A 12877-nucleotide genomic window follows, 5' to 3' on the forward strand; every position below is an offset into this window, starting at 1 on the left:
TAGAACTTTAAGACTTTTAACTTTTCAACTAATAAAACAATAACTATGCAACTATTAGACGGAAAAAAGGTATCAGAAGATATTAAAGAAGAAATTGCTGCCGAAGTAGCAAAAATGAAAGCAAATGGCGAAAAAGTTCCACATTTAGCGGCAATTATTGTAGGAAATGACGGAGCTAGTTTAACGTATGTAGGAAGTAAAGTAAAAGCGTGTGAAAGAGTAGGTTTTGAATCTACCTTGATAAAAATGCCAAGTACGACTTCTGAAACAGAATTACTTAAAAAAATTGCTGAATTAAACGAAGATTCAAATATTGATGGTTTTATTGTGCAACTGCCTTTACCACCACAAATTGATACTCAGGAAGTTATTATGGCCATTCATCCATCAAAAGATGTAGATGGTTTTCATCCTGAAAATTTCGGAAAAATGGCTTTAGATATGAGTACATTTATTCCAGCCACACCATTTGGAATTTTAGAATTATTAGAAAGATATAATGTTAAAACGCAAGGAAAACATACGGTAGTTATTGGAAGAAGTCATATTGTGGGTCGTCCAATGAGTATCTTAATGGGAAGAAAAGGGTTTCCTGGTAATTCAACAGTAACAGTTACGCATACTCACACTAAAAATATCACACAAATTACTTCGCAAGCTGATATTATTATTTCAGCACTTGGTGTGCCAAATTATTTAAAGGCAGAAATGGTAAAAGATGATGTAGTGGTTATTGATGTAGGAATTACTCGTGTAGCGGATGAAACCACCGAAAAAGGATATAAAATTGTAGGTGATGTTGATTTTGAAAATGTTTCTAAGAAAGCATCGTTTATAACTCCAGTTCCTGGTGGAGTTGGCCCTATGACCATTGCAATGTTGTTGAAAAACACATTAATAGCAAGAGAAAATAGAAAATAAAAGAAATAAATCTCAATTTTAAGTTGAGATTTTTTTTTAATTAAAACTACTTTATTCAGGTTTTAAAATCTAAAAATTTAGTTAATATATCTTCAATTAGTTGTTTAATTGTAATGATTTCCTATTTTTGCTTGTTGCAAACAAAACCAATTTTAAAAAATGAAAATTCAAAACTTTTTTTTAGTACTATTTTTAACAATTTGCTCTAATTCAATTGCCCAAAACACAACAAAAGACGTGCTTTTTACGATTGATTCAAACGAATATAAAATTGATGAATTTAAAAGAATTTATCTTAAAAATTTAGACTTAGTAAAAGACGATTCGCAAAAAGATTTGAATCAATATTTAGAATTATTTATTGGATATAAATTAAAAGTAAATAAGGCGTATAAGTTAGGCTTGCAAAATAATACAAAGTATCAAAGCGAATTAAGTTCATACAGAAATCAACTTTCTAAATCGTATTTAAATGATTCAAAAGTTACCAATCAATTAATTGAAGAAGCCTATAGCAGAAGTACAAAAGAAGTAAAAGCATCGCATATTTTGCTTTCATTTGACGAAAGTATTAAAGGTGCAGATACCTTGGCGTTTTACAATAAAGCACTTGCGTTAAAAAAACAAATTGAAAAAGGGGAAAGTTTTGAATCAGTAGCTATGGCTAATTCACAAGATCCATCGGTTGCAGATAACAAAGGTAATTTAGGTTATTTCTCTGCTTTTAGAATGGTGTATCCATTTGAATCTGCAGCATACAAAACTGAAGTTGGGCAAATTTCTAATCCAATTAGAACACGTTTTGGATATCATTTAATTAAGGTTGCCGATAAAAGAGACAATAAAGGCGAAGTTACTGTGGCTCATATTATGATTTTAAATCCAACTGATGCCACTGATGAAGCCAAGTTAAAAGCAAAACAAACGATTGAAGATATTTCGAAAAAAATTCAACAAGGCGAAAGTTTTGAAGTGTTAGCAAGCCAATTTTCTGAAGATAAATCTACTGCAGTTAAAGGTGGTGTTTTGCAACGTTTTGGAACAGGACAATTAAGTTCTGAAGCTTTTGAAAGTGCTGCGTTTTCATTGGAAAATAAAGGGGATATTTCGCAACCGTTTGAATCTGGTTTTGGATGGCATATTGTAAAATTAATTGAGAAACATCCAGTAAAATCATTAGCGGATTCAAAATCCGAATTAGAAAATAAAATTAAAAGAGACGAACGTTCTATAATTATTACCAATACTTTGGCTAGTAAATTAAAATTAAAATATAAGCAAGAAGTAAACAAAACGCAATATAAGAATATTGAAAAAACGGTTACAGATGCCATTTATAGTCAAACGTGGGAACTTCCAAAAGAAGATATTTCAATAAATGACGATGTATTGGTTATTGATAAAAACAAAAAAGTGCCTACAATGTCATTTGCTAACTATATTCAATCGCAACAAAAAAACAAACTTTCGACTAAGCCAATTACGAAATTAGTTTCTGAATTATTTGAATCTTGGAAAGACGAGCAATTGATTGGTTATTATACCGATAATTTAGAAAACGAATTCATTGATTTCAAAAATGTTATGGACGAATACAGAGATGGTTTGTTATTATTTGATTTAATGGAAAAAGAAATTTGGGATAAATCAAAAACAGATACTATTGGACTTCAAAATTTCTATAGTTTAAATAAATCTAAATACAATTGGAAAGAAAGATTTGATGTAGATATTTTGTCGTCAACAGATGCCATCGTGATTGAATCCGCTCAAAAAATGCTTCAAAAAGGAAAAAGTATTGAATATATCAAATCGAAATTAAATAAAAATGATAAAGTAGCCATTATGGTGAAATCTGGTTTATTTGAAAAAAATTATGATATTTTAGATAAAATTCCAAATCTAACGGTAGGTGCAAACAACACGTATAAAGATGCAAATTATAGTTTTGTAGTTAATGTAAAAAGCACCAAACCTGCTGAGACAAAAGCCCTAGAAGACTGCAAAAGTAAAGTAATTAATGATTACCAACAGTATTTAGAGTCTACTTGGGTTGATGAGTTGAAAAAAGAATTTAAAATAAATATCAATACCGCAGTTTTTGAAAATGTAAAACAGCAATTAAAATAATAAAAACAGAAATAACCAATGATGCCAATACAAACAATGATTTCGAAATTCACAAATAAAACCAATCTTTTAGCGTTTGCTTTCTTACTTTTTTCAACAATTACTTTTGCACAAAAAAAGCAAAAAGTAGACGGTGTTGCAGCCGTTGTAGGAAATTATATTGTATTAGATTCTGATATAGATTTAATGCTTTTAGAATTAAAAACTCAAGGTACAGATATTACAAACATCACACGTTGTGAATTGTTAGGTAAACAATTAGAAGATAAATTATATGCGCATCAAGCGGTTCAGGATAGTATTGTGGTTACAGATGAAGAAGTAAATACTTTTATGGATAACCAAATGAATACTATGGTAGAACAGATTGGTTCTAAAGAAAAATTATTTGAATATTATAAGAAAAAAGATGAAGAAGACTTTAGAAGTTATTTTTTCGAGGTAATCAAATTAAACAAATTAACGTCGCAAATGCAGCGTAAAATTGTTGATGAAATTACAGTAACTCCTGATGAAGTAAAACAATTTTTTACTAAAATACCTGCTGATAAAATTCCAACTATTGGTGCAGAAATTGAATTGTCTCAAATTGTAGTAAAACCAATAATTTCTAAAGAAGATAAGCAAAAAGCTATAGATAAATTAAAAGAAATTAGAAACGATGTAATTAATAACGGTGGAAGTTTCTACAGTAAAGCTGTAATTTATTCTGAAGATCCAGGTTCCAGCTCAAACGGTGGATATTATAAAATGAATAAAAAAACACAGTTTGTAAAGGAATTTAAAGATGTGGCTTTTCGTTTAAATGAAGGAGAAATATCAGAACCTTTTGAAACAGAGTTTGGTTTTCATATTATTTTTGTAGAAAAAATTATTGGTCAAGATATCGAATTGCGTCATATTTTAGTGAGCCCAAAAGTAACATCTAAAGCTGTAAAAGAGGCTTCGGATAAAATTGATGGAATCCGCGAAAAAATTGAAAAGGGAGAAATTACGTTTGAAGATGCTGCCAAAGCTTCTTCAGATGATAAAGAAACAAAAAATAACGGTGGACTTTTACTTAATCCGCGTACTTCAGAACCTCGTTTTGAAATTTCAAAATTAGATCCTGCTTTATATAATCAAATAAATGGTTTGGTTCAAGGTGAAATGTCTAAAGTTCTTTTAGACCAAGAAAGACAAGGAACTAAATTCTTTAAAATTCTTAAAGTAAATAAAAAAACGGAAGAACATAAAGCAGATTACGGTACAGATTATATCAAAATTAAAGAATTAGCACTTTCGGATAAACAATTCCAAGAAATTGGAAAATGGATGGCTGAAAAAATCGAGAAAAACTATATAAAAGTAAGTAACGATTATAAAGAGTGTACTTTTGAAAATAATTGGTTAAAAAAATAACCGTTTACCAAATACCTTTTACCTTAAACCCTTTACCCAAAAAGATGTCAGACGTAGCAGCAATTGAAAAATTAGTAAGCAAACAAAAGCAATTGAAACAAGAAATTGCTAAAGTTATTGTAGGTCAAGATGAAGTGGTCAATCAGATTGTTTTGAGTGTTTTTTCTGGTGGTCACGCTTTGTTAGTTGGTGTGCCAGGATTAGCAAAAACCTTGATGGTAAATACTATTTCTGAAGCTTTAGGGTTACATTTTAAGCGCATTCAGTTTACGCCAGATTTAATGCCTTCCGATATTTTAGGAAGTGAAATTTTAGATGAAACGCGAAATTTTAAATTTATAAAAGGTCCGATTTTTTCCAATATTATTTTGGCGGATGAAATTAACAGAACACCACCAAAAACCCAAGCCGCTTTATTAGAAGCGATGCAAGAAAAATCGGTTACAGTTGCAGGGCAAAGTTTTAAATTAGATTTGCCGTTTTTTGTGTTAGCAACTCAAAACCCTATTGAGCAAGAAGGAACCTATCCGTTGCCAGAAGCGCAATTAGATCGTTTTATGTTTGCCATAAATTTAGATTATCCAACTTTTGAAGAAGAAGTTCAAGTAGTGAAAGCGACAACTTCAGATTTGAAAACAACAATAAATCCATTGTTTACTGCAGAAGAAATTATTTCTTATCAGAATTTAATTAGAAAAATTCCTGTTACAGATAATGTAATTGAATATGCTGTAACATTGGTTTCAAAAACCCGACCAAATAATCCTTTAGCGCCTGATTTTGTTAAAAATTATTTAGATTGGGGAGCAGGTCCTCGTGCGTCTCAAAATTTAATTTTAGCAGCAAAAACTAATGCAGCTATAAATGGAAAATTTTCGCCAGATATTGAAGATATTCAAGCTGTTGCTTTCGGAATTTTACGTCACAGAATTGTCAAAAATTACAAAGCTGATGCCGAAGGAATTTCAGAAGAAGACATCATTAGAAAACTATTTTAACAACAGGCCTTTTTGTTAATTTGACAAAATACACTATCGTTTTTTTCGAATTTCGTAGTTTAATTTACTTAAATTAAGAATTCCTAAATAATCACCCTTTTTTTCTTTTATTTTTGAATTAAATTCATTAAAATAGAATAATTACAAATAATAATTTCGGTATTGTCGTTTTTTATTATAAATTTTTTAATCTAAAAAGAATTGGTTAAATTTGTATCAGTTTTAAAACAGATTAATAAATTATCATAATAATTTTGATATGGAAACAAATATTTATAAAGAATACATCAAAGAAATTGAAGAACGAAAAAGCCAAGGATTGCATCCAAAACCAATTGATGGTGCTGATTTAGTTAAAGCGATCGTTTCTCAAATAAAAGATGTTACAAACGAAAACAGACAAGATTCACTTTCGTTTTTTATCTACAATACACTACCAGGTACTACAAGTGCAGCAGTTGAAAAAGCAAATTTCTTAAAAGAAATAATTCTTGGCGAATCTGTAGTTAATGAAATTACTCCTGCATTTGCATTTGAGTTATTATCTCATATGAAAGGTGGGCCTTCTATAAAAGTGTTGCTTGATATCGCTTTAGGAAACAATTTAGATATTGCAAAAGAAGCTGCAAACGTTTTAAAAACGCAAGTATATTTATATGATGCAGATACAGATCGTTTAAAAGAAGCGTATAAAAATGGAAATGCAATTGCTACAGAAATTTTAGAAAGTTATGCTAAGGCAGAATTTTTTACGAAACTTCCTGAAATTGCAGAAGAAATAAAAGTTGTGACCTATATAGCAGGTGAAGGTGATATTTCTACAGATTTACTTTCTCCAGGAAATCAAGCCCATTCACGTTCAGATAGAGAATTGCACGGGAAGTGTATGATTACACCTAAAGCACAAGAAGAAATTAAAGCCTTACAAGCTCAACATCCAGACAAATCTGTAATGTTAATTGCAGAAAAAGGCACAATGGGTGTAGGTTCATCACGTATGTCGGGTGTAAATAATGTGGCACTTTGGACAGGTAAACAAGCCAGCCCTTATGTTCCTTTTGTAAATTTTGCGCCAATTGTTGCAGGGACAAACGGAATTTCTCCAATTTTCTTAACGACAGTTGATGTTACGGGTGGAATTGGTTTAGATTTAAAAAACTGGGTTAAAAAGACGGATTCAAACGGAGAAGTTGTTCGTAATGAAAGTGGTGACCCTGTTTTAGATCACGTATATTCTGTGGAAACAGGAACGGTGCTTACTATCAATACAAAAGCAAAGAAGTTATATAATGGCGATAAAGAATTAATTGATATTTCTAAAGCCTTCACACCTCAAAAATTAGAATTTATTAAAGCCGGTGGTTCTTATGCTATTGTTTTTGGTAAAAAAATTCAAACTTTTGCAGCTGAAACTCTTGGTGTCGAAGCGCCATTAGTATATGCGCCTTCAAAAGAAATCTCAATTGACGGACAAGGTCTTACTGCTGTTGAAAAAATATTTAATAGAAATGCAGTTGGTACGCTTTCTAAAAAAGTATTACACGCCGGTTCAGATGTTCGTGTTGAGGTAAATATTGTTGGTTCACAAGATACAACGGGTTTAATGACAGCTCAAGAGTTAGAATCTATGGCTGCGACCGTTATTTCTCCTATTGTTGATGGCGCTTACCAATCGGGTTGTCATACTGCGTCAGTTTGGGATAAAAAAGCACAAGCAAATATTCCGAAATTAATGCAATTTATGAACGATTTCGGATTAATAACGGCTCGTGATCCAAAAGGCGTTTATCATCCAATGACAGACGTTATTCATAAAGTTCTTAATGATATAACCATTGATGAATGGGCCATTATTATTGGTGGAGATTCGCATACACGTATGTCTAAAGGTGTTGCTTTTGGTGCTGATTCTGGTACTGTGGCTTTAGCTTTGGCAACAGGTGAAGCGTCAATGCCAATTCCAGAATCTGTAAAAGTTACTTTTAAAGGTACTATGAAAACGTATATGGATTTCCGTGATGTGGTTCACGCTACTCAAGCACAAATGCTACAACAATTTGGTGGTGAAAATGTATTCCAAGGTAGAATTATTGAAGTGCATTTAGGAACTTTAACGGCTGATCAAGCGTTTACATTTACGGATTGGACAGCAGAAATGAAGGCCAAAGCATCTATTTGTATTTCTGAAGATGATACATTAATTGAATCGTTAGAAATTGCAAAAGGAAGAATTCAAATTATGATTGATAAAGGAATGGACAATCATAATAAAGTGCTTCAAGGATTAATTAATAAAGCAAATAAACGAATTGCTGAAATTAAATCAGGTGATAAACCAGCTTTAAGACCAGATACAAATGCAAAATATAGCGCAGAAGTTGTTATAGATTTAGATGTAATCGCAGAACCTATGATTGCTGATCCAGATGTAAACAATAAAGATGTTTCGAAACGATATACACACGATACCATTCGTCCATTATCTTATTATGGTGGAACCAAGAAAGTAGATTTAGGATTTATCGGTTCTTGTATGGTACATAAAGGGGATATGAAAATTTTAGCTCAAATGCTTAAAAATGTGGAAGCACAAAAAGGAGAAGTTAAATTTAATGCTCCCTTAGTAGTAGCGCCACCAACCTATAATATTGTTGACGAATTAAAAGCAGAAGGTGATTGGGAAGTTTTACAAAGATATTCTGGTTTTGAATTTGATGATAATGCTCCAAAAGCTGCAGCTCGTACAGAATACGAAAATATGTTATACTTAGAACGTCCAGGTTGTAATTTATGTATGGGTAACCAAGAAAAAGCTTCAAAAGGAGACACGGTTATGGCTACTTCAACTCGTTTATTTCAAGGAAGAGTAGTGGAAGATACTGCTGAGAAAAAAGGAGAGTCTTTATTATCTTCAACTCCAGTAGTAGTCTTATCAACAATTTTAGGAAGAACACCAACTATTGAAGAATACAAAAAAGCAGTAGAAGGTATTAACTTAACTAAGTTTGCGCCTTCGCATAAATTATTAACGAATTAATTTATAGTACATATAAACGAAAAACGCCAAGTGAAAGCTTGGCGTTTTTTTATTTAATAATTTATGAAAAACTATTGAGTTTTATCTTTTTATATTTTATTACAATTTTAATCAACCAAAACAGGTGCAACGCGATGATTGGTAGTACTATGAATACTTGCACTTTGTTTACAATATAAGCCAAATAAACCATTGTGAGCGCCATACAAATTTGACCAAATAAAATGGTTTTTGGAGTATTCTTTTTCCAATAAAAATAAGCAAACAACAATAGTAACGGATTGAATAATAAGATGTTGTAATTCCATAGAATTTCTTCGTGTAACGAATAAAACCCCACTAAACTAAAAAATAGTCCTAACAACCCTGCCAAAATGAAATAGGTAATTTGTATGCCTTTTTTGTTTATAATAATCAAAATTACAATCGCAGCTAATAAAGAATAAATAGAATTTATATAGGAAAAAGAATTTGTGACGGTTTGTTCATTTAAAATTTCAGAAGGTTTTGCGATTTTTTTTCCATTTTGAGTGGCAGTATTTAATACTTTTTCAAATTCTAAAGGTAAAAATAGGCGAGTAGCGGATTGGTCAACTTTAGTTCCAAAGATAATTTGAATACCCAATTTCATATAAAAATCCGACATATACGGATATAAAATTTCTCTGTAACTTTGCTCTGATTTCGGTTGTTTTAGAATTTCTTCGCCTAAAATTTTATTAATTTTATCTACAACCATTGTTGAGCAATTTTTATCAATAAATTTATAGGTATAAAAGCGTTCCTCGGAAGTTAAACTACTGTTGAGTTCATTCAAAAGTTGTTGTTTTTGTGCTGTAGTTAAATTTAATTCTTGTGCAACAATACTTCTTCCGTCTAATTTGTAATTGTATTCAAAATCGTAGTAATTTTCGCTTGTTACAAAATATTGCAAATCACCTTTTACAAATTTCAATATAAAATTTGGTGTTGTAAAATCAAACGCCCCATAATTATACACCACATCAATTTGATTTACATTATCAGTAATTCGAATTCCAGTATGTCCATACATTGCATAAGAAACGGGTGCCGTTCCGCAAGTTAAAATACTAACTTTAGCATTGTCTGATAAAATTATGTTTTGAGAAAAACCAATAATAGGTAGTAATAAGAAAAGTAATTTTTTTAGCATATTATATGTGTTTTTAACGACTAATAAAAGTCTAATATCTATATTCTATTCTATATATTCTCAAAAAATTATCTTCTAAAAATTCCTAAATCCACTTTTACAGAAAATACATTAGAATATAGTGCCGCGCTTTGATTTCCTAAATCAGTTAAGGCGTAATCTACTTGAATGCCTTTGTATTTAAATCCTAAACCAATATTTGGTTGAAAACTCACTTTATTTGTGTTATCAATTTGTGTAATTTGTTGAAAATTCCCTACTCCAGCTCTTAAAAAAGCCAAATCAATATATCCGAATTCCAAACCAACTGCTGGACTAATACTTACCATACTTGTAGAAATAATATCATTTGTTTGTGCAAATTCCATATTCAAATTGGCTGCTGTAGTTAAGGTGTAATCGTAATGAAATTCGAATTTTTTTGACAATCCAAACTGTGCTTTTGGTAACGTAATTTCACTGGTTTCAGGTAATTCTTGGTTTTCACCTGGAACCGCATTTTTTATTTTTTCATATTCTTCTTCGTTGATGGTCCAAGTATTGTATGTGGTAGTGATATCTCGTAACATTAAACCAAATTTCCAATCGTTTTTATTTTGAAATTGTAATCCTACATCAAATCCGAAACCCCAAGAAGAGGCAAAATCGCCAATAATTCTTCGAATTACTTTGGCGTTTACTCCATAATTAAAACCTTGAACCGGTAATTTTCTGGCGTATGAAAATGTTACACCATAATCGGCAGTAGAAAAAAGAGAAATTCTATTATAATCAATATTTCCTTGACTGTCAATTAATTGAGTGGTATTTAAAATGTCATCCACTCCAAAGCGAATTAAAGAAATTCCCCAAGCGCTTCGGTCGTCAATTGGCATAGCAAAACCAGCGTAATCATATTGTGCAATATTGGCAAAATAATTCGCGTGCATTAAAGCGATTTGTTTGTCTTCCAATTGTAAAATCCCTGCTGGATTCCAATATCCTGAATTTACATCCGAGGTTTGTGAAGTTACCGCATTACTCATTCCTAACGCTGCCGCATCCACTCCAATGTTTAAAAATTCGTTGGAATATTTACGAATAGTTTGTCCGAAAAATGACGTGGAAGTCAGCAACCCGATGAATACTATTATTTTTTTCAAATCATTTAAATCTAACAACAAATATCATAATTTCTTCTTTAATAAACTCAAATTCTTTCATTTTATTGTTTACATTTGCTATAGAAAATTCATAATAATAAAAACATTACTTAATGAGTATCAAAAAACACATTCCAAATACCATCACTTTGTTGAATTTATTAGCAGGTTTACTGGCATTAATCCACGCATTTAACGGGAATTATAATGAAGCTTTTTCATTGGTTTGTTTGGGAATTTTCTTTGATTATTGGGATGGTTTTTTCGCCAGAATTTGGAAAGTACAAAGCCCAATTGGCTTACAATTGGATTCTTTAGCAGATATGGTGACAAGTGGTGTGGTGCCAGGATTGGTAATGTATAAAATGTTAGCAGATATTCAGGAAAACCAATCGCAATATAATTTAACAGAAGACACCTATTATATGGGTGTTGTACCGTATTTAGGATTTTTAATCACTATAGCGTCTTGTTACAGATTGGCTAAATTTAATATCGATACGCGTCAAACGGATTCGTTTATTGGTTTGCCAACACCAGCGAATGCTTTGTTGATTATGAGTATTCCAATGATTCAGTTTCATTCGGAATTTGAATGGTTAGTTGATTTTTTAAGTAATCCTTATGTTTTAGTTGGAGTTACAGTATTAAGTTCGTATTTATTAAACGCAGAAATTCCTTTATTTTCTTTAAAAGTAAAAAGTTTTAGCTGGGAAAAATATAAAATGCAAGTCGTGTTTTTGATTATTTCTTTGATTTTAATAATCTTTTTAGAATTCATTGCAATTCCTATTATCATTTTGCTTTATGTGATTTTATCGGTGGTGAATAATGCGATTGGTAAGAAAGTGTAATGGCAACCAGAAGAAAATATACTTCTAAAAGAAAAAAACAAACTTTAATTGGTCCGAAATCTTTCAAATGGATTCTTGGACTTTTTTTGTTATTGATTACGATTGTTTTTGTGTATCAGAAAAAAGATGTGTTTTTATATTACTTAGGATTTAAATACAAACACGCCACTTTAACCGCAAATCAAAGAAAACTTGAAGATGCTCGAATAAATGATATCGTTGCCAATCACGAAGGTAAAATTTTCGGGATAGATGTTTCACAGTATCAAAGCACTATTGATTGGGAAAATCTTGAAGCTATTGAGGAGCAATTTGAAATTAAGTTTGTAGTGGTTCGAGCTACAGCCGGAAGTAAAAAAGTAGATCGTAAATTCAAAACAAACTGGAGAAATTTATCATCAACTGTTTATATTCAGGGCGCTTATCATTATTATCGTCCAGATGAAAATTCAACCGATCAAGCCAATAATTTTATTAAGAATGTCAAATTACGAAAAGGACATTTACCACCAATTTTAGATATCGAAAAAATGCCTAAAGGGCAATCGATGAATAAATTAAAAGAAGGGTTACAAAATTGGTTAACACTAGTAGAAAAAGAGTACGGAGTGAAACCGATAATATATACGGGTGAAAAATATTATGAAGATTTTTTACAAGAAGATTTTCCAAATTATAAATTTTGGATAGCAAACTACAATCCTTGGAAAGAAAAAATTGAAGATGATTATTTAATGTGGCAATTTACTGAGAAAGCAAAACTTCACGGCATCAACGAACTTGTAGATGTTAACGTTTTCAACGGAAACGTTGAGGATTTAAAGAAAGTGTGTATTAAATAATCCATTTTTTGGGTAAAAATGCCATAGAAAATACGATTAAAAAAATAATAGCAATTAATAAAGCAACAGATTTTGAATTGGCAAAGTTAGTTGTCCAGCCCATCCAAGCTTCTCTTTTTGGCGGTAATAATCTTTCGTCATCTGGATTATAATAAAACACGCCACATTTCCAATTATTTGGGTCTTTGCGCCAAGCTTCTAATTGTTCTTTTGAAGGATTTTTCATATGATATAGGTACGCGAATAATAAAGATTTTAATCGATTTATACAGATTTTTTAATCATTGCATTTACTTAAATTTGTATAAGGAAGATATTTCCCTGCGTCTTAATGACGAATTAAACACAATCTTGTCATCTTGAAAGGATCTCACGCAC

The 12877-nt window shown here is 31.0% G+C and carries 10 protein-coding genes; 7 read left to right on the forward strand and 3 right to left on the reverse strand.

The window, feature by feature from the left end:
• The first annotated feature begins 45 nt into the window (after positions 1–45).
• The 5 genes from ACIQ16_RS03700 (at position 46) to ACIQ16_RS03720 (ending at position 8487) form a co-directional block, all read left to right on the forward strand.
• Entirely contained in the window at positions 46–921 is an 876-nt protein-coding gene (locus ACIQ16_RS03700) for a bifunctional 5,10-methylenetetrahydrofolate dehydrogenase/5,10-methenyltetrahydrofolate cyclohydrolase (RefSeq protein ID WP_396148757.1), read from the forward strand.
• Positions 922–1080: 159 nt separating this feature from the next.
• Positions 1081–3051, forward strand: coding sequence for a peptidylprolyl isomerase (locus tag ACIQ16_RS03705; RefSeq protein ID WP_396148759.1), 1971 nt, complete (start codon positions 1081–1083; stop codon positions 3049–3051).
• Between the two features lie 21 nt (positions 3052–3072).
• Positions 3073–4452 carry a peptidylprolyl isomerase gene (locus tag ACIQ16_RS03710; RefSeq protein ID WP_396148877.1) on the forward strand — a complete coding sequence of 460 codons (1380 nt, stop codon included), beginning with the start codon at positions 3073–3075 and terminating at the stop codon, positions 4450–4452.
• A gap of 44 nt (positions 4453–4496) precedes the next feature.
• Positions 4497–5450, forward strand: a complete 954-nt coding sequence (locus tag ACIQ16_RS03715) for a MoxR family ATPase (protein WP_291241060.1) — start codon at positions 4497–4499, stop codon at positions 5448–5450.
• Between the two features lie 259 nt (positions 5451–5709).
• Positions 5710–8487 carry a bifunctional aconitate hydratase 2/2-methylisocitrate dehydratase gene (locus tag ACIQ16_RS03720; protein ID WP_396148761.1) on the forward strand — a complete coding sequence of 926 codons (2778 nt, stop codon included), beginning with the start codon at positions 5710–5712 and terminating at the stop codon, positions 8485–8487.
• A gap of 61 nt (positions 8488–8548) precedes the next feature.
• Here ACIQ16_RS03720 and ACIQ16_RS03725 read toward each other — a convergent pair whose 3' ends face one another.
• On the reverse strand, positions 8549–9661 hold the full coding sequence (locus ACIQ16_RS03725; protein WP_396148763.1) for a DUF4105 domain-containing protein: 1113 nt from the start codon (positions 9659–9661) through the stop codon (positions 8549–8551).
• Positions 9662–9729: 68 nt separating this feature from the next.
• Positions 9730–10776, reverse strand: a complete 1047-nt coding sequence (locus tag ACIQ16_RS03730; RefSeq protein WP_396148879.1) for a PorV/PorQ family protein — start codon at positions 10774–10776, stop codon at positions 9730–9732.
• Positions 10777–10916: 140 nt separating this feature from the next.
• On the opposite strand from ACIQ16_RS03730, the gene ACIQ16_RS03735 reads away from it, so the two are divergent.
• Together ACIQ16_RS03735 and ACIQ16_RS03740 are read left to right on the forward strand one after the other, a co-directional pair.
• Complete coding sequence (locus tag ACIQ16_RS03735) at positions 10917–11657, forward strand: CDP-alcohol phosphatidyltransferase family protein (RefSeq protein WP_396148765.1); 741 nt, start codon at positions 10917–10919, stop codon at positions 11655–11657.
• Entirely contained in the window at positions 11657–12499 is an 843-nt protein-coding gene (locus tag ACIQ16_RS03740) for a GH25 family lysozyme (protein ID WP_396148768.1), read from the forward strand. Before ACIQ16_RS03735 ends, ACIQ16_RS03740 begins: the two co-directional genes overlap by 1 nt.
• On the opposite strand, the gene ACIQ16_RS03745 is transcribed toward ACIQ16_RS03740, so the two are convergent.
• Positions 12492–12725: a DUF5808 domain-containing protein gene (locus ACIQ16_RS03745; protein WP_396148770.1), complete on the reverse strand. Its 234-nt coding sequence runs from the start codon at positions 12723–12725 to the stop codon at positions 12492–12494. The genes ACIQ16_RS03740 and ACIQ16_RS03745 overlap by 8 nt on opposite strands.
• Between the last annotated feature and the right edge of the window lie 152 nt (positions 12726–12877).

The sequence above is a fragment of the Flavobacterium sp. genome (assembly GCF_044360715.1).
Lineage (GTDB): Bacteria > Bacteroidota > Bacteroidia > Flavobacteriales > Flavobacteriaceae > Flavobacterium.

Coding starts and splice junctions, on each gene's coding strand:
- ACIQ16_RS03700 (WP_396148757.1), top strand. CDS start 46: ATGCAACTATTAGACGGAAAAAAGGTATCAGAAGATATTAAAGAAGAA.
- ACIQ16_RS03705 (WP_396148759.1), top strand. CDS start 1,081: ATGAAAATTCAAAACTTTTTTTTAGTACTATTTTTAACAATTTGCTCT.
- ACIQ16_RS03710 (WP_396148877.1), top strand. CDS start 3,073: ATGCCAATACAAACAATGATTTCGAAATTCACAAATAAAACCAATCTT.
- ACIQ16_RS03715 (WP_291241060.1), top strand. CDS start 4,497: ATGTCAGACGTAGCAGCAATTGAAAAATTAGTAAGCAAACAAAAGCAA.
- ACIQ16_RS03720 (WP_396148761.1), top strand. CDS start 5,710: ATGGAAACAAATATTTATAAAGAATACATCAAAGAAATTGAAGAACGA.
- ACIQ16_RS03725 (WP_396148763.1), bottom strand. CDS start 9,661: ATGCTAAAAAAATTACTTTTCTTATTACTACCTATTATTGGTTTTTCT.
- ACIQ16_RS03735 (WP_396148765.1), top strand. CDS start 10,917: ATGAGTATCAAAAAACACATTCCAAATACCATCACTTTGTTGAATTTA.
- ACIQ16_RS03740 (WP_396148768.1), top strand. CDS start 11,657: ATGGCAACCAGAAGAAAATATACTTCTAAAAGAAAAAAACAAACTTTA.
- ACIQ16_RS03745 (WP_396148770.1), bottom strand. CDS start 12,725: ATGAAAAATCCTTCAAAAGAACAATTAGAAGCTTGGCGCAAAGACCCA.